The organism is Microbacterium sp. F2E (assembly GCF_020905435.1).
GTDB lineage: Bacteria > Actinomycetota > Actinomycetes > Actinomycetales > Microbacteriaceae > Microbacterium > Microbacterium lacticum.
Genome location: NZ_JAJJIB010000007.1, coordinates 82,178 through 99,351, shown reverse-complemented (window position 1 = coordinate 99,351; position 17,174 = coordinate 82,178). Strand labels below are relative to the sequence as shown.

Here is a 17,174-nt window from a genome sequence, read left to right as displayed (position 1 = left end):
AAGGCGTGACCGTCAATGACGGTCAGGCCTCACTTCTTCCAGCCGACGATCGTCCAGTCGACCGGCAAGTAGCCGAACATCGCCGCACCGTAGTTGACGAGGCCCTGCTTGACCGCCCAGACGTTCGGCAGCGGCGCGATCGGGAACATCGGCACGTACGACCAGATGGTGTCGTTGATCTCGTTCGCGATCTCGATGCGCTTGTCGGGGTCGAGTTCGGCGTTCGCCTTCGTCCACAGGTCGCCGAGCTTCTCGTCGGTCGTGCCGGTGAAGTTCTGGCCCGAGTCGAGCGGGTAGAACAACGCCTCTTTGGACGAGATCGGGAAGGGCGTGCCCTGCCACGAGAAGGAGACCATCTCGAAGTTGCCCGGGATCACGTAGTCGCTGAAGTACTGCGCGGCCGGAACCGTCGTCAGCTCGACCGGGATGCCGAACTCGCCGAGGTCGGCCTGCACCTGCTCGGAGCGCTGGATGTTCGTCGCGGTGTCGGCGGGAACCGTGATCGTGAGCTTGAGCGCCTCGCCGTCCTTCGTCCAGCTGTCGCCGTCCTTCGTGTAGCCGGCGTCCTTCATGAAGCCCTCGGCCGCGGCGGTGTCGTGCGGCAGCGCCTTGTCCTGGTAGCCCTTCTGGCCGTTCATGAAGATGTAGTCGCCCTGCGTGACGGCGGGAACGCCGACGGGGGTGTTCGCCGCCGACGAGATCTGCTCGCGGTTGACGACGGATGCCACGGCCTTGCGGACGTTGACGTCCGACAGCGGGCCCTCCTTGGCGTTCATCGTCACGTGGGTCCAGGTGAGGCCGTTCGTGGCCTGGATCTCGGCGTCCTCACGCGACTGCGCGGTGGCGTACAGGTCGGCGTTGGCCGAGATGTACAGCGCGTCGATCTCCTTGTTGGCGAACGACGAGCCCTGCTGGGCCTGGCTGACCACCTTGAAGAGGATCGTGTCGAGCTTCGGCTTCTCGCCCCACCACACCGGGTTGGGCGTCAGGGTGACGACCTGGCCGGTCTGATCGATGTTCGAGATCACGTACGGGCCGTACGACGGCATCGCCTTCGCGGTGTACCCCGTGTTGAAGGCCGTCGGGTCGTTCGCGATGGCAGCGGGCAGCACCGTGCCGCCGAACAGGCTCTGCCAGTCGGCGAACACCGAGCTGAAGGTGACCTTCACGTCGAACTCGTCCGAGCCCTGCTCGACCGAGCCGATCTGGTCCCACCCGGTCGTCGAGACGACCTGGTAGGCCTCGTTGCTGCCGTTGAGCGCCTTCCAGGTGGCCTCGTAGTCGGCGACGGTGATCGGCGTGCCGTCTTCCCAGACCGCCTTGGGGTTCAGCTTGATCTCGACGACCTGGGGGTCATCGCTCACGAGCTCCACCGACGACGCGTAGTCGGGGTTGACCTCGCTCGAACCGTCGGTGGTGATGCGCAGCGGGCCGCCCTGCGTGGGCGAGAGCAGCGTGTTGGTGTCGACGTCGTTGCCGTCGATCTGCGAGTTGTTGTAGTTGACGGGCAGGGAACCGACGGCGAGGTTCAGCGCGCCCCCGTCCTGGACGTCACCGGCGTCGGCGGCATCCCAGTCGACCGTCGGCAGCGCCGCTGCCGGGCTGTCGGTCGTGCTGGGCGCGGTGTTGCCTGCGGCACACCCGGCGAACAGCATCGCGGCTGCGCTGAGCATCGCGACGGCGCCGAGTGCCTTTGCACTCCGTGTCCTCATGTGATCTTTCCTCTCGTTACCTTCTGGGGGCCCGGGCGACGTGGTGCACGCGCCGGGGGTCTGTCACGACGCGGCGGCCAGGGCCTCGTCACGCACCAGCTCGGACCGGTCGGCGTGGTGGCAGGCCACCTTCGATCGGCCGTGCGGGGTGAGCTGGGGGTCGGATGCGCGGCACAGCTCCTGCGCGGGCTCGTCGAGCAGCGCGTATAGCGGGCAGCGGGTGCGGAATCGGCATCCGCTGATCTCCTGCGTCGGGCTCGGCAGGTCGCCGTTGAGGAGGATCCGGGTGCGTCCACGCTCGATCTCGGGATCGGGAATGGGCGCCGCCGAGATGAGCGCCTTCGTGTAGGGATGTCGCGGATTCGTGAACACCTCGGCGACGGGCCCCTGCTCGACGATCACGCCGAGGTACATCACGGCGACGTCGTCGGCGATCTGCCGGACGACCGCGAGGTCGTGCGCGACGAAGAGGTAGGACAGGCCGAGGCGCTCCCCCAGGTCTTCGAGCAGGTTGATGACGCCCGCCTGGATCGACACGTCGAGCGCCGAGACGGGTTCGTCGAGGATCAGCACGGCGGGGTTGGTCGAGAGGGCGCGGGCGATGCCGATGCGCTGGCGCTGGCCGCCGGAGAACTCGTGCGGATACCGGTCGGCCATCGCGGGGTCGAGCCCCACGAGGTCGAGCAGCTCCGCGACGCGCTCGTCGCGTTCGGACTTCGAAACGCCCTGCACGCGCAGCGGCTCCGTGATCACCTCGCCGACCGGGAGGCGCGGGTCGATCGCGCCCATCGGGTCCTGGAAGACGATCTGCACGTCGCGCCGGAGGTTCTTGATCTCCTTCTTCGACGCCTCGGAGACATCGACGCCCTCGATGCGGATCGACCCCGACTGCGGGGCGGTCATCTCCATCACCTCGAGGATCGTCGTCGTCTTGCCGCACCCCGACTCTCCCACGAGGCCGAGCGTGCGCCCGGGGCGAAGCGTGAACGACACCCCGTCGACGGCGCGCACCGTGCCGACGCGTCGCGGGAACACCGAACCGCGCATCAACGGGAAGTGCCGTGTGAGGTCGGACACCTCAAGCACCGGCTGCTGATCGGTCTCGGCGCGCTCTTCGGCCGGAAGCGGCTCGGGGCGGGGGAACACCTCCGCCCGCACCAGCTCGCCGTCCACGATCTCTCCGGCGCGGATGCACGCGGAGACATGGGTCGGCGAGGCCGGATCGTGCGCGACGAGCGAGGGCTCGACCTCTCGGCACGCGTCGACCGCGATCGGGCAGCGGGCGGCGAAGGGGCATCCCTTCGGCAGGTTCGCGAGGGACGGCGGGCGCCCCTCGAGCGGGACGAGCCGCTGGGTGCCGGCGGTGAGCATGTTGGGCACCGATCGCAGCAGACCGATCGTGTACGGCATCTGCGGCGCCGCGAACACCTCGGCGGTCGTGCCGAGCTCGACCATCTTGCCCGCGTACATCACACCGACACGATCGGCATGCCCGGCGACGACGCCGAGGTCGTGGGTGATGAGCACCACGGATGCCCCGGTGATCTCCTTCGCCTTCTCGAGGACGTCGAGGATCTGCGCCTGGATGGTGACATCGAGCGCGGTCGTCGGTTCGTCGGCGAGGATGACCTTCGGATCGTTGGCGATCGCCATCGCGATCATCGCGCGCTGGCGCATGCCGCCGGAGTACTCGTGCGGGAAGGCACGCGCGCGCCGCTCGGCATCGGGGATGCCCACGATCTTGAGCAGCTCGACCGAACGGGCCGCCGCGGCCTGCGCCGACAGCTTCGAGTCGTGCAGGCGCAGCGCCTCGCTGATCTGGTCGCCCACCGTGTAGACCGGCGTCAATGCCGACAGCGGGTCCTGGAAGACCATGGCGAGCTCTTTGCCGCGGATGCGAGAGAGCTTGGCGTCGTCGAGGCCGATCAGCGGGCGCCCCTCGAACTCGATCGATCCGGTGATCTCGGCCGTCGAGGGCAGCAGACCCATGATCGCGAGCGACGAGACCGACTTGCCCGATCCGGATTCGCCGACGATGCCGAGGAACTCCCCCGGGTGGACGTCGTACGAGATGCCACGCACGGCATGCACGGGCGCGCCGTCGCGCTGCGGGAAGGTCACGCTGAGGTCGCGCACCGACAGGAGCGGTGTCCCCGTCCGCTCGCGCGTTGCGGTGGCGAAGGTGGCGGGCTCAGTCACGGTTCATTCCAGAGGTGGGGTCGATCGCGTCGCGCAGCGCATCGCCGACGAGGCTGATGGCGAACAGCAGGATGATGAGGACGAAGGCGGGGAAGACGAACAGCCACGGGCGCGTCACCGCCGCGGCGGTGCCGTCGGACAGGAGCGTGCCGAGGGAGACGTCGGGCTTCTGGATGCCGAAGCCGAAGTAGCTGAGGGACGTCTCGGCCATGATCGCCGAGACGACGCCGAGCGTCGCGTCGATGATCAAGATCGATGCCATGTTCGGGATGATGTGCCGCGTGAGGATCGTGCGCGTCGGCTCGCCCATGTACCGGGCCGCACGCACGAAGTCGCGGTTTCGCAGGGACCTCGTCTGAGATCGCACGACCTGCGCCATGATCATCCAGCTGAACAGGGCGATGTAGAACATCAGCACGACCCACGACAGGCCCTTGATGAGGGGGCTCAGCAAGATGAACAGGAAGAAGGCGGGGATGACGAGCAGCAGCAGGATGATCCACTGGATCACCCGGTCGACCCAGCCGCCGATGTATCCGGCCGTCGAACCCACGAGCGCCGCGATGATCGTGGCCGTCGGTCCGGCGACCAGACCGATGACGAGCGACTTCTGCAGGCCCGCGAGGGTCTGGGCGTAGATGTCCTGGCCGATCGAGTTGGTGCCGAACCAGTGGATCATCGTCGGACCCATGCCCATGTTGAGCGGGTCCCGGTCGGTGATCGACCACGGGTAGACGAGGGGCCCCACGAACGCCCAGAGGATGATCGCGACGACGACCACGATGCCGATCCAGAAGCGCGGCATCTTTTTCAGGCGCAACCAGACGAGGCCCGACCGCGAGAGCGGCTTGCGAGTCATCGTGACCTCGCTGACGGTCTCGAGCGGTTCCTCGATCGCCTTCTCCTGCATCACGGACACGTCAGCTCCTCACCCTCGGGTCGAGTGCGGCGTAGAGCACTTCGGACAGCGTCGATGCGATCAGGTAGAGCACCGCGACGAACAGGGCCGCGCCGGCGACCGCGTTGATGTCGTTCTTCTGGATCGCCTCGATCTGGAACTGGCCCATGCCGCGCCAACTGAAGACGATCTCGAGCATCGCGGATCCCGCGATGAGCGTGCCGAAGCTGTATGCGAAGAACGTCGACATCGGGATGAGGGCCAGACGCACGCCGTGACGGATGAGCGCCTTCGTGCGCGGCAGGCCCTTCGACCGCGCCGTGCGGATGTAGTCGGCGCCGAGCACGTCGAGCATCACGCTGCGCTGGTAGCGCGAGAAGGACGCCGCCCCGATCAACACGAGCGCGAGGGTCGGCAGGAGCAGATGCACAGCCCTGTCCCAGGCGAGATCCCACCAGCTGCCGCTGATGCCGGCGGTGTATTCGCCGGTGAAGGTGATGACTTGCGACCCGACGATGTTGTTGAACTGGGTCGCGAGGATCATGAGCAGCACGCCGATGACGAAGGTCGGCGTCGCGAACACGAGGTACGACGCGTAGGTGACGATCTGGTCGCTCGTGCGGTACTGGCGCACCGCCCCCCAGACGCCCAGGACCACGCCGAGGATCGCCCCGATGATCGAGCCGATCAGCAGCAGGCGCAGGCTCGCACCCGATCGGGCGGCGATCTCGCTCGTGACCTGAGCGCCGCCCACGGTCGTGCCGAGCGAGAACTGGGTGAACAGGTTCGTCAGCCAGTGCCACAGCCGCACGAGGATCGGCACGTCGGGGTTCACGCCCATGGCATCCAGCGACGCGTCGATCGAGGACTGCGGCGGCCTCGGGTTCATTCCGTAGAAGCGCGCGGCGGGGTCGAGCGCGATGCTCGCGAGGATGTACGCCATGCACGTCGCGATGAGGCTCAGGATGGCGTAGTTCAGGAACCGCCGAAAGATGTAGATGGTCATTGAGCCGGCCTCGCGGCCTGCCGGGGGTCAGACGTGCACATCGTCGTTCTTTCGTCGAATCAGATCAGGGGATGCAGCGTGTGCGGGGAACGCATGGAGGCTCCCGATCCTTCGACCCTAACCCCGGCGCGACGCTGCGACCGTCGGTGCTGTGGAGTCTTTGCACGACCGTAACATTGGGTCACGCCTTCGCAAAATGACCAGTGCGTGGTGGCGTTCATAGGCAATCCTGATACTTTCAGGCGGTCGTGCTGAGCGCAGAGATCACTGCGCCGACCACGATGACGGCGAGAGCCGCGAGGGCGGGAACATCCCACGATCGCTGGATGCCGAGGTCGCCGGCATCCCGACCGGCGGGGGCCCCGGCGGCGTCGCCCGACTGCCAGGCATCCACGCCCTGCCAGGCGTCACGCAGTTCGGCGACGTCGCGCAGCGCGGCGGGCACCGCGCGCCCCGGTGACGGGTCGGCGGGGCCCGTGCCGGCCGACCGCGTCCGGTCGGTGCGGGGTGCGCGCCCCGGCCGACCCGCCACCGGGCCGCCGTAGGCGGGCAGCGACGAGCCGTCGTCGAGGCCGAACACGACCTGCCAGCGCATCGCGATGTCGCGCACGCGCGGCCAGGGCACCCGGGTGATACGCAGATAGTTCTGCACGGTGGCGCCCTCGCGGTCGAAGGTGATGTGCGAGGCGTAGAGCAGCACGTACACCGCCCATACGGCGAGCAGCACCCAGGGCACCAGGCGCAGCATCTCGACGACACCCGCCCGCACGAGCGCGTCGCCGAGCAGCAGCACCGCGACGGCGCCCGCGAAGATCAGTGCGATGGTGCCCGACGTCGCGCGGAGGGTCCGGCGCGGCGGGGTGACACCCGCCGCGCCGGAGAAGCGTCGCCCGCTCAGAGCCCGGCCGCCGCTCCCCCGCCGAGCGGGATGGATGCCCCGGGGATTGCGTCGAGGAGGCGCTTGGTGTACTCCTCGGTCGGGTTCGCGAAGATCTCGTCGACCGTGCCCTGCTCGACGATCTTGCCGCGCTCCATGACGCACACGAGGTCCGCCGCCACCCGCACGACCGCGAGGTCGTGGGTGATGAACAGGTAGGTGAGCCCGAGCTCCGACTGCAGGTCGGCGAGCAGCTTCAGGATCTGGTCCTGCACCAGCACGTCGAGCGCCGAGACGGCTTCGTCGAGCACGACGATGTCGGGCTTCAGCGCGAGCGCACGCGCGATGGCGACGCGCTGACGCTGACCACCGGACAGCTCGTTCGCATACCGCGCGGCGAGCGACTGCGGCAGCGACACCTGGTCGAGCAGCTCCTTCACCCGTGCGCGGCGCGACGCGGCGTCGCCGACCTTGTGGATCTCGAGCGGCTCGGCGATCGTGTTGCCGATGTTGCGCATCGGGTCGAGCGAGCCGTACGGGTCCTGGAACACCGGCTGCATGCGACGGCGCAGGGCGAAGGTCTCTTTGCGCGAGAGCCCCGCAACGTCGACGCCATCTATCTCGATCGCACCCGACGTCGGCTCCTCGAGCTTCAGCACCATCTTCGCGACCGTGGACTTGCCCGACCCCGACTCGCCCACGAGGGCGAGGGTCTTGCCGCGCGGGATGTCGAACGACACGGCATCCACGGCACGGAACGGCTCGCTGCGGAAGCTGCCCTGACGGATCTTGTAGTCCTTGGTCAGCTCGCGCACGCGGAGGGTCGGCGTCGCGTCGACGATGTCGGCGGCCGTCGTGACGCCGCGATCCTCCACGACCGCTTGAATGCGCTGCGAGGCGATCGAGGGTGCCGCCGCGACGAGCCGCTGCGTGTAGGGGTGCTGCGGGTTCTCGAGGATGAGCCGACTCGGGCCGGACTCGACGATCTCACCGTCCTTCATGACGATGATCCGCTCGGCGCGCTCTGCGGCGAGTCCCAGGTCGTGCGTGATGAGGAGCACCGACGTGCCCTTCTCGCGCGTCAGCTTCGCCATGTGGTCGAGGATCACGCGCTGCACGGTGACGTCGAGCGCCGAGGTCGGCTCGTCGGCGATCAGCAGCTTCGGGTCGGCCGCGAGGCCGATGCCGATGAGCGCACGCTGACGCATGCCGCCCGAGAACTGGTGCGGGTACTGGTGCATGCGCTTCTCGGCATCCGCCAGACCCGCCTGCTTCAGCACCTCTACCGCGCGGGCCTCGATCTCCTTCTTGCCGCTCGCGATGCCGTTGGCGCGCACCGCCTCCTTCACCTGGAAGCCGATCGACCACACCGGGTTGAGGTTCGACATCGGGTCCTGCGGCACGTAGCCGATCTCACGGCCCCGGATGTTCGCCATCTGCGCCTGGTTGTACAGCGTCAGGTCGTCGTCGCCGAGCATGATGCTGCCCGACGTCACGTGCCCGGTGCCCGGAAGCAGCTGGATGATCGCCGACGCGGTCGTCGACTTGCCCGACCCCGACTCGCCCACGATGGCGATGGTCTCGCCCGGGAAGATGTCGAACGTGACGCTGTGCAGCACTTCGCGGCTGCCCGACTGCGACTCGAACGCGACGTGCAGGTCGCGCACGCTCAGCAGCGGCTCGCGTGAGGTCGCGTTCATCGGCGGGCCCTCGCTCTCGGGTCGAGGGCGTCGCGGATGAGCTCGCCCAGAAGGATGAAGGCCAGCACCGTCACCGTCAGGATGATCGACGGGTAGATGAGCGCCATCGGCGCGACGCGCAGCGACTGCTGTGCGGCACTGATGTCGTTGCCCCAGGACATGACGTTGCTGCCGAGGCCGACACCGAGGAACGCGAGCGTCGCCTCGGCGACGATCGCCGCGGCCAGCGAGATCGTCGTGATGACCAGCAGCGGCGCGATCGCGTTCGGCACGACGTGGCTGACGAGCGTGCCGAAGCGCGACTTGCCGAGCGCCCGGGAGGCGGTGACGAAGTCGGCCTGACGCACGCGCAGCACTTCGGCGCGCACGACACGGGCCGTGGATGCCCAGGCGAAGCCACCGATCGCGAACGCCAGCGTGAACACGTTGCGGTTCGTGGAGAAGACGCTCATGACGACGATCGCCGCGAGGATGTACGGGATCGAGAAGAAGATGTCGCCGATGCGCGAGAGCAGCGAGTCGAGCCAGCCGCCGTAGAAGCCGGCGAACGCGCCCATGATGAGGCCGATGACCGTGCCGATGATCGTCGCGAGCAGGCCGACGGTCAGCGAGGTGCGCGCACCCCAGACCATGCGCGCCCACACGTCGCAGCCGAGGAACGTGAAGCCGAGCGGATGCCCGTCGGTCGGGCCGCCGTTGCTGTTTGCCAGCTGGCAGTCGTTGTTCGGCGGCACCTGCGTGAACAGGGTCGGCCAGATGGCCATGAGCAGGACGATGGCCACCACCAGCAGGCTCAGCCAGAACACGGGGCGGCGGCGCAGGTCGCGCCACGCGTCGCTCCAGAGGTTGCTCGGCTTCTCGTCGACGCGGACGGCATCGACGACGAGGGTCGTGGTCGGGGCGGGAGCGACGTAGTGGTTCACCCCCGTGGGGTCGTTGAGATCACTTGACATAGCGGATCCTCGGATCGAGCAGGCCGTAGAGCAGGTCTACGACCAGGTTGACGAGCACATAGATGATCACGAACACCGTGACGAACGAGACGACCGTGGGCCCCTCGTGCTTCTGCACGGCGTGGAAGAGGGTGTTGCCGACGCCGGGCACGTTGAAGATGCCCTCGGTCACGGTCGCACCCACCAGCAGCACGCCGAAGTTCGTGGCGGAGTTGGTGATGACAGGGATGAGCGAGTTGCGCAGCACGTGCACCGGCACGACGCGCGAGCGAGTGAGCCCCTTGCTGTACGCGGTGCGCACCCAGTCCTGGTTGAGCGTGTCGATGACCGACGACCGCATGAGGCGCATGCTCGTCGCGTAGAGGCTCAGGCCGAGCACGATGGCCGGCAACCACAGGTCGCCCCAGTCGTTCTGGGCGCCGACGGTAGGTTTGAACCAGCCCCATTGGATCGCGAGGAAGTACTGGGCGAGAAAGCTCAGCACGAAGATCGGCAGCGCGACGAAGATCAGCGCGATCACGAGCATCGTGTTGTCGAAAAACTTGCCCTTGCGCAGCGCCGAGATCGTGCCGATGATGATCGCCAGCGTGAACTCGATCGCGATGGCCATGACGGCGAGGCGCGCCGTGACCGGGAGGGTGCGGGCGAGCACGTCGTTGACCGACTGGCCCGAGAAGGTCGAGCCGAGGTCCCCCTGGAAGATGCCGGTGATGTAGTAGAAGTACTGCACGATGAACGGCTGATCGAGGTGGTACTCCGCGCGCAGCTGCTCGACGACGGCCGGGTTCGGCGTCTTGTCGCCGAACAGGGCGATGATCGGGTCTCCGGGCAGCGCGAAGACCATGAAATAGATGAGCAGTGTGGCCCCGAAGAATACGGGGATCACCTGCAACAGGCGTCTGAGGATGTAACCGAACATCCCTCTCCTTCAGATGTGGGGTGCGGCGCGTCGGGCACGGCCTGAGTCACCCGCGAGAAACATCGTGCCGCGCGGGGAGCGCGGACGCGAGAGCCAGATGGACATACCGCGGGGCGGTGACGAGGTGTCACCGCCCCACGGGACGATCCGGGATGATCTGATTACTTGGTGATGAGGTAGTACAGCGGCACCGAGTTCCAACCGAACTCGACGTTCTGCACGCCCTCGGCGAAACCGCCGGTGACGTTCGAGTACCACAGCGGGGTCGCCGGGAGGTCCTTCAGCAGGATCGACTGCGCCTTCTGGAAGTCCTCGTTGGCCGTGGCCGAGTCGGTCGCCGAGATGCCGTCGGAGAGGAGCTTGTCGAACTCGGGGTTCGAGTAGTCACCGTCGTTCGAGCCGGCGTTGGTCGCGTACAGCGGGCCGAGGAAGTTGTACAGACCCGGGTAGTCGGCCTGCCAGCCGGTGCGGAACGCCGTCTGGATCGTGCGACCCGTGACCTCCTTGCGCAGCGACGCGAAGTCGGCGAACGGGTTGCCCGACGCCTCGATGCCGAGGGTGTTCTTGATCGAGTTCGCGACCGCGTCGACCCACGTCTGGTGGCCGCCGTCAGCGTTGTACGAGATCTGGAACGTGCCCGACCACGGCGCGATGGCGTCGGCCTGGGCCCACAGCTTCTTCGCCTCGTCGGGGTTGTACGCGAGCACCTCGGAGCCTTCGAGCTTGTCCGACCAACCGTCGATGACGGGCGAGGTGAAGTCGCTCGCGGGGGTGCGCGTGCCGTTGAAGACAACCTTTGTGATCTCTTCGCGGTCGATCGACATCGAGATCGCCTGGCGGCGGAGCTGTCCCTCTTCACCCGAGAAGTGCGCGAGGCGGCCCGGGATGGTGAACGACTGGAACACGGCGGCGGGCTGGTTGACCGCGCGGTCGCCGAGCTCCGACTCGAAGGTCGCGAGCGCCGACGAGGGAACGCCGTCGATGACGTCGACCTCGCCCGAGAGCAGGTCGGCGTATGCCGCGTCCTGCGTCGCGTAGAAGACGATGTCGAGGCCGGCGTTATGCGCGGCACGGCCACCCTGGTAGTCGTCGTTCTTCACGAGCGAGATCTGCACGTTGTGCTGCCACGCGTCGTCAGAGGCGACCTTGTAGGGGCCGTTGCCGATCGGGTTCTGACCGAAGGCATCCATGTCCTCGAACGCCGCGTCGGGCAGCGGGTAGAACGCGGAGTAGCCGAGGCGCAGCGCGAAGTCGGACGCCGGCTTGTTCAGCGCGATCGTGAAGGTGTAGTCGTCGACCTCCTTCAGACCGGTGAGCTCGGTGTCGGCGTCGTAGCTGAAGCCCTCGATGTCCTCGAAGAAGTAGCTGTTGAGCTGCTTGTTCGACAGCTTCGCGCCGTAGTTCCAGGCCTCGATGAAGTTGTGGGCCTGCACCTCGGTGCCGTCCGTGAACTTCTGGCCCTTCTTGAGCTTGACCGTGAGGTTCTGCGCGTCGTCGACGGTGATCGACTCGGCCATGTCGTTCTGCGGCGCGCCCTTGGCGTCGTAGTAGACCAGGCCGGCGAAGATCTCGTCGAGGATCTTGCCGCCACCGACCTCGTTGGTGTTGGTCGGGATCAGCGGGTTCTCGGGCTCAGACCCATTGGTCTTGATGATGGCGGTGCTGTCGCCGCCGCCCGATGCGCTCGGCGTGCCGCCGCCGCTGCCGGAGCAGCCCGTGAGGGCGAGTCCTCCGGCGACGAGCAGCGCGATGCCCGCGAGGGCGATCTTGTTGCGCTTCAACTTGTCCTCCTGTGCAAGGGTGAATCGCCCACGGCGTGCTGTGTGAACGCAGGGGCGGGAATAGGGAAACTGTAAGTAACGCAGCAGACTTCGACAAATCAACCCGGGAAAACGTTACAGACCCTTAACTCAAGCGACCCGCGATGTGGCAATCTGACAAGGTGATCGCCGATCGTGGCCCATTCGGCCCTGCCGCACCCCCGGCACACCCCCGTTCACTGCGCACCTCGCTCTGGTGGGAGATCGCGATCGTGCTCGCCCTGTCGGTGGGTCGGTCGGCGGTGTACTCGGTGCTGGCGCTCATCCAGGCGCTCACGAGGGAGCAGGCGCTCGGCGACCAGTCCACCGCGCTCAACCCGGGGGCGGACGCCGAACAGTTCTGGGACGTGCTCTACCAGTTCGTCGGGGCGTTCTTCGGTTTCGCGCCGGTGGCGCTTGCGATCTACCTGCTGTGGGAGCCAGGGCGCTCCGCGTTCCGCCGCATCGGCCTCGACTTCCGCGTCTTCGGACGGGATCTCGGCGCAGGCATCCTGCTCGTGCTCGTCATCGGCGTGCCGGGGCTCGGGCTCTACGCGGCCGGACGCGCGCTCGGTCTGACCGTGCAGGTGGATGCCGCGCCGCTCGACGGCTCGTGGTGGACGGTCCCCCTGCTGCTGATCGCGGCGCTGCGCGCGGGGCTCACCGAGGAGGTCATCTTCATCGGGTACCTGTTCGACCGGCTCCGCCGGCTCGGGTGGGGCCCGTGGACGATCATCCTCTCGACGGCGGCGCTCCGCGGTGCGTACCACGCCTACCAGGGCTTCGGCTCGATCATCGGCAACATGGCGATGGGCATCGTCTTCGGCTGGGTCTACCAGCGCTGGGGCCGGGTGATGCCCCTCGTGATCGCCCACACCCTGATCGACGTGATCGCCTTCGTCGGCTACCCCGTCGCCGCCGCCTGGTGGCCCGCCCTGTTCTGACCCCAGCGCGGCGCGTGGCCCCGGTCCGGCCCCTCCGCCCGCGAGACACCGTTGGTGCGCCGAGACACCGCCGATGGACCGGTGTCTCGGCGCGGAGACGGTGTCTCGTCCGGGGGCGCGTTCGCGCGCGCCGCGTTGTCCACAGGGGCGGGATCGACGGAGTTGTGCACAATCCGGGGTGAGGCGCTCCCGGTGGTGGGCGACATGCGGTGTGATGCGTGGATGTCGCTTCCACTCCTGTCCGATGCGCGTGCCTGTCCGGTTCCGTTCGTCACCCGCGCCGCTGCGACGCACATCGACCGAGACGTCGCCCGCGGCGATCTCGCGCGCGTCGACCGCGGGGTGTACGCGCCGAAGACGCTGTGGGACGCGCTCGCCCCGTGGGACCGTTACCTCGCGCGCGTGCACGCTGTCGCGCTCAGGCATCCGGACGCCATCTTCGTGCGCGAGTCCGCAGCCGCGCTCCGGGGCATCGCGGTCTTCGGCGAGCCGCGCGACGTCCACGCCGTCGCGCAGGACGCGGGACGCACCCGCATCAGAGGCACGACGCGCTTTCACGCCGCAGAACGGATGCCGCGGTTCGAGCGGCTCGGCAGCTTCAACGTCGCCACGGCGGGTGAAGTCGCGGCCGACGCGGCGCGCCTGTCGCACCCGGCGGTCGCGCTCGCGATCGCTGACAGTGCACTCCGAGCCGACGGGACTCTCACGGTCGCCGACATCGGTGACCTCGCGGAGACCCACCCCTCGTCACGAGGTCGGTCGCGCGCGCGGTGGGTGTGCGCGAGGGCGACCGGAACACCGGAATCACCGCTCGAGAGCGTGAGCATCGCCGTGATCGAGTGGCTCGGTTTCCCGGCTGCAGAATCGCAAGTGTGGATCGGTGATGACCGCATCGATCTGTTCTGGCGGCGGTGGAACGTCGCCGGCGAAGCCGACGGCGACGTCAAGTACAGCGGGGCCATGGGCGATGCCCGTGAGGCGCTGCGCGCACGACGCACACGCGACGGTCGACTGATCGCCCGCGGCGTCGCCGCCGTACCGCACTGGTCATGGGCCGATGCGATCGACGCCGCTCCGCTGCGGACGGCTCTTCTCAGTGCGGGCATCCCCATCGTCCGGGCGCCCCAGCCGACCTTCCTCGCGACGCTCCCGACCGCCGTACGCGGCCATTGACCGGGCGCGCGGCGACGAGACACCGCTCGTGCGCCGAGACACCGGTCCATCGGTGGTGTCTCGGCGCACAGGCGGTGTCTCGTCGAGGAGAAGCGCAGCGCGAGGGCGGGCGGCTACGCGAAGGCCTCGACGGGAGGGCAGGCGCACACGAGGTTGCGGTCGCCGTAGGCGTTGTCGATGCGGCGGACGGGCGGCCAGTACTTCGTGCGCACCAGCGTGTGCACGGGGTACACCGCGAGCTCTCGCGAATACGGGTGCTCCCACGAGCCCTCGATCACCGACGACGCGGTGTGCGGGGCGTTCACGAGCGGGTTGTCGGATGCCTCCCACTCCCCCGCCTGCAGCCGCGCAGCCTCGGCGCGGATCGCGATCATCGCCGCGATGAAGCGCTCGATCTCGCCGAGATCCTCCGACTCGGTCGGCTCGACCATGAGCGTGCCCGCGACGGGGAACGACATCGTCGGCGCGTGGAACCCGTAGTCGATCAGGCGCTTGGCCACATCGTCGACGGTGACTCCGGTCTCCTCCTTGAGCGGGCGCAGGTCGAGGATGCACTCGTGCGCGACGAGCCCGCCCTCCCCGGCGTAGAGCACGGGATAGTGCTCACCGAGGCGCGCGGCGATGTAGTTCGCCGACAGCACCGCGGCACCGGTCGCCTTTCGGAGGCCCGCGGCCCCCATCATCCTGATGTACGCCCACGAGATCGGCAGAATGGATGCCGAGCCGTAGGGCGCCGCCGAGATCGGACCCCCGTCGAAGACGAAGCCGCCCGCGTGCTCGGCCCGCTGCGCGAGCGGGTGCGAGGGCAGGTAGGGGGCGAGGTGCGCCTTCGCCGCGACCGGGCCGACGCCCGGTCCGCCGCCGCCGTGCGGGATCGCGAACGTCTTGTGCAGGTTCAGGTGCGACACGTCGCCGCCGAAGTCGCCGAAGCGGGCGAACCCGACGAGCGCGTTCATGTTGGCGCCGTCTACGTAGACCTGGCCGCCGGCCTCGTGCACGGCCGCGCACAGGTCGACGACGTCCTGCTCGTAGACGCCGTGCGTCGACGGGTAGGTGATCATGAGCGCCGCGAGCGTGTCGGCGTGGGCCGCGATCTTGGCGCGCAGGTCGCCGAGGTCGACGTTCCCCGCCTCGTCGCAGGCCACGACGACGACGCGCATGCCCGCGAGCACGGCCGACGCTGCATTCGTGCCGTGCGCCGACGACGGGATGAGGCACACATCGCGCTGCACCTCGCCGCGGTCGTGGTGGTATCCGCGGATCGCGAGAAGTCCCGCGAGCTCGCCCTGCGAACCGGCGTTCGGCTGCAGCGAGACCGCGTCGTACCCGGTGATCTCCGCGAGCCACGACTCGAGCTGCTCGATGAGCACGAGGTAGCCCGCGACGTCCTCCGCCGGTGCGAACGGGTGCACCCGGGAGAACTCCGGCCACGACACGGCCGCCATCTCGGTCGCCGCGTTGAGCTTCATCGTGCACGAGCCGAGCGGGATCATGCCGCGATCGAGCGCGTAGTCGCGGTCTGCGAGCTGCTTCAGGTAGCGCATCATCGCCGTCTCGGAGTGGTGCACGTGGAAGACGGGGTGCGTCAGGAACTCGTCCTCGCGGCGCAGCGACTCGGGCAGAGAGGCCGGCACCGGACCGATCACGAACCCGAAGGCGCGCTGCTCCGGGCCGCCGAACACCTGGGCGAGGGCGTGGAGTTCGGCGACCGTCGTGGTCTCGTCCACCGAGATGCCCACCGAGTCGGTGTCGCGGAACCACAGCTGGAACCCGCGCTCGCGCGCCGCCTCGACGATCTCGCCCGCGCGTCCGGGCACCAACACGACGATCGTGTCGAAGAAGTGCTCGTGGAGCACCTCGCTCCCGGCATCCACGATCCAGTCGCGCAGCGTCAGGGCCTTGGCGGCGACCTCCGCGGCGATCGCGCGCAGCCCGTTCGGCCCGTGGTAGACGGCGTACATGGATGCCATGACGGCCAGCAGCACCTGGGCGGTGCAGATGTTCGACGTGGCCTTCTCGCGCCGGATGTGCTGTTCGCGGGTCTGCAGCGACAGCCGGTACGCGGGCGCGCCCGAGGCATCCACCGACACACCGACGAGACGCCCGGGGAGCTGCCGCTCGAGCCCCGCGCGCACCGCCATGTAGCCGGCATGCGGTCCCCCGAAGCCGAGCGGCACACCGAAACGCTGCGTCGTGCCGACGGCGATGTCGGCGCCGAGTGATCCGGGCGAGCGCAGCAGGGTGAGGGCGAGCAGGTCGGCGGCGACGACCGCGAGGCCGCCCTGGGCCTGGACGGCGGCGATCGGACCCGACGGATCCCACACGCGACCACTCGCGCCCGGGTACTGGAAGAAGGCGCCGAACGCGTCGATCCCGGCTGCTTCGGTGGCGACGTCCGCCTCGAAGCCCGCGCCGGAGCCCTCCCACGGGCCGACTGGCACCTCGACGATCTCGATGCCGAGCGCCGCCGCGCGGTGCGCGAGCAGCGCCTTCGTCTGGGGCAGCGCGTCGGCGTCGACCAGGAACACGTTCGAGGTCGACTTCGAGGCGCGCCGCGCGACGAGCATGCCCTCGACGACGGCGGTCGACTCGTCGAGCATCGAGGCGTTGGCCGTCGCGAGCCCCGTGAGGTCGGTGACCATCGTCTGGAAGTTGATGAGGGCCTCGAGGCGCCCCTGCGAGATCTCGGGCTGGTAGGGCGTGTACGCCGTGTACCAGGACGGGTTCTCGAAGACGTTCCGGGCGATCACCGACGGCGTGAGCGTGTCGTAATAGCCGAGCCCGATCATCGATCGTGCGGGGCGGTTCATCGCGGCGAGCGAGCGCAGCTCGGCGAGAGCCTCGGCCTCGGTCGCGGCGAACGGGATCGCGCTGTCGGCGATCGGCGCGGCGTGGATGGATGCCGGGACCGCGCGTTCCACGAGCGCATCGACGCTCTCGTAGCCGAGCGCGCCGAGCATGATCGCCTGCGCCTCGGCATCCGTGCCGATGTGG

General features: G+C 68.5%; 12 protein-coding genes. 2 read left to right on the top strand and 10 right to left on the bottom strand.

From position 1 onward, the window contains the following. Positions 1 to 29: 29 nt before the first annotated feature. The 9 genes from LOK55_RS07420 to LOK55_RS07380 all read right to left on the bottom strand — a co-directional run bounded on the left by LOK55_RS07420 (position 30) and on the right by LOK55_RS07380 (position 12,045). The gene (locus LOK55_RS07420) at positions 30 to 1,712 is read right to left on the bottom strand and encodes an ABC transporter family substrate-binding protein (RefSeq protein ID WP_229934863.1); all 1,683 of its coding nucleotides are present in this window, start codon (positions 1,710 to 1,712) and stop codon (positions 30 to 32) included. A gap of 63 nt (positions 1,713 to 1,775) precedes the next feature. Beyond that, the gene (locus tag LOK55_RS07415; RefSeq protein WP_229934862.1) at positions 1,776 to 3,911 is read right to left on the bottom strand and encodes an ABC transporter ATP-binding protein; all 2,136 of its coding nucleotides are present in this window, start codon (positions 3,909 to 3,911) and stop codon (positions 1,776 to 1,778) included. Beyond that, complete coding sequence (locus tag LOK55_RS07410) at positions 3,904 to 4,821, bottom strand: ABC transporter permease (protein WP_229934902.1); 918 nt, start codon at positions 4,819 to 4,821, stop codon at positions 3,904 to 3,906. The genes LOK55_RS07415 and LOK55_RS07410 overlap by 8 nt, the downstream gene beginning before the upstream one ends. A 10-nt stretch (positions 4,822 to 4,831) precedes the next feature. Then, on the bottom strand, positions 4,832 to 5,815 hold the full coding sequence (locus tag LOK55_RS07405) for an ABC transporter permease (protein WP_229934861.1): 984 nt from the start codon (positions 5,813 to 5,815) through the stop codon (positions 4,832 to 4,834). 238 nt (positions 5,816 to 6,053) lie between these two features. Beyond that, positions 6,054 to 6,608, bottom strand: a complete 555-nt coding sequence (locus LOK55_RS07400; protein WP_229934860.1) for a PH domain-containing protein — start codon at positions 6,606 to 6,608, stop codon at positions 6,054 to 6,056. A 101-nt stretch (positions 6,609 to 6,709) separates the two neighbouring features. Next, the gene (locus tag LOK55_RS07395; protein ID WP_229934859.1) at positions 6,710 to 8,392 is read right to left on the bottom strand and encodes an ABC transporter ATP-binding protein; all 1,683 of its coding nucleotides are present in this window, start codon (positions 8,390 to 8,392) and stop codon (positions 6,710 to 6,712) included. Next, a complete protein-coding gene (locus LOK55_RS07390) occupies positions 8,389 to 9,345 on the bottom strand; it encodes an ABC transporter permease (protein ID WP_196383755.1) in 957 nt (318 codons plus the stop codon). Before LOK55_RS07390 ends, LOK55_RS07395 begins: the two co-directional genes overlap by 4 nt. Beyond that, entirely contained in the window at positions 9,335 to 10,264 is a 930-nt protein-coding gene (locus tag LOK55_RS07385; protein ID WP_229934858.1) for an ABC transporter permease, read from the bottom strand. The genes LOK55_RS07390 and LOK55_RS07385 overlap by 11 nt, the downstream gene beginning before the upstream one ends. Positions 10,265 to 10,425: 161 nt before the next feature. Continuing rightward, entirely contained in the window at positions 10,426 to 12,045 is a 1,620-nt protein-coding gene (locus LOK55_RS07380) for an ABC transporter substrate-binding protein (RefSeq protein ID WP_229934857.1), read from the bottom strand. A 143-nt stretch (positions 12,046 to 12,188) separates the two neighbouring features. Between LOK55_RS07380 and LOK55_RS07375 the strand changes: the two genes are divergently transcribed. After that, positions 12,189 to 13,007, top strand: a complete 819-nt coding sequence (locus tag LOK55_RS07375) for a CPBP family intramembrane glutamic endopeptidase (protein WP_229934856.1) — start codon at positions 12,189 to 12,191, stop codon at positions 13,005 to 13,007. A 222-nt stretch (positions 13,008 to 13,229) separates the two neighbouring features. Beyond that, positions 13,230 to 14,180 (top strand): hypothetical protein, encoded by a 951-nt coding sequence (locus LOK55_RS07370; RefSeq protein WP_229934855.1) that lies wholly within the window; start codon positions 13,230 to 13,232, stop codon positions 14,178 to 14,180. A 113-nt stretch (positions 14,181 to 14,293) separates the two neighbouring features. On the opposite strand, the gene gcvP is transcribed toward LOK55_RS07370, so the two are convergent. Further along, positions 14,294 to 17,140 carry an aminomethyl-transferring glycine dehydrogenase gene (gcvP, locus tag LOK55_RS07365; protein ID WP_229934901.1) on the bottom strand — a complete coding sequence of 949 codons (2,847 nt, stop codon included), beginning with the start codon at positions 17,138 to 17,140 and terminating at the stop codon, positions 14,294 to 14,296. Positions 17,141 to 17,174 lie beyond the last annotated feature (34 nt).

Coding starts and splice junctions, on each gene's coding strand:
- gcvP (WP_229934901.1), bottom strand. CDS start 17,140: ATGCTCGGCGCGCTCGGCTACGAGAGCGTCGATGCGCTCGTGGAACGC.
- LOK55_RS07375 (WP_229934856.1), top strand. CDS start 12,189: ATGTGGCAATCTGACAAGGTGATCGCCGATCGTGGCCCATTCGGCCCT.
- LOK55_RS07395 (WP_229934859.1), bottom strand. CDS start 8,392: ATGAACGCGACCTCACGCGAGCCGCTGCTGAGCGTGCGCGACCTGCAC.
- LOK55_RS07420 (WP_229934863.1), bottom strand. CDS start 1,712: ATGAGGACACGGAGTGCAAAGGCACTCGGCGCCGTCGCGATGCTCAGC.
- LOK55_RS07385 (WP_229934858.1), bottom strand. CDS start 10,264: ATGTTCGGTTACATCCTCAGACGCCTGTTGCAGGTGATCCCCGTATTC.
- LOK55_RS07410 (WP_229934902.1), bottom strand. CDS start 4,821: ATGCAGGAGAAGGCGATCGAGGAACCGCTCGAGACCGTCAGCGAGGTC.
- LOK55_RS07390 (WP_196383755.1), bottom strand. CDS start 9,345: ATGTCAAGTGATCTCAACGACCCCACGGGGGTGAACCACTACGTCGCT.
- LOK55_RS07405 (WP_229934861.1), bottom strand. CDS start 5,815: ATGACCATCTACATCTTTCGGCGGTTCCTGAACTACGCCATCCTGAGC.
- LOK55_RS07370 (WP_229934855.1), top strand. CDS start 13,230: ATGTCGCTTCCACTCCTGTCCGATGCGCGTGCCTGTCCGGTTCCGTTC.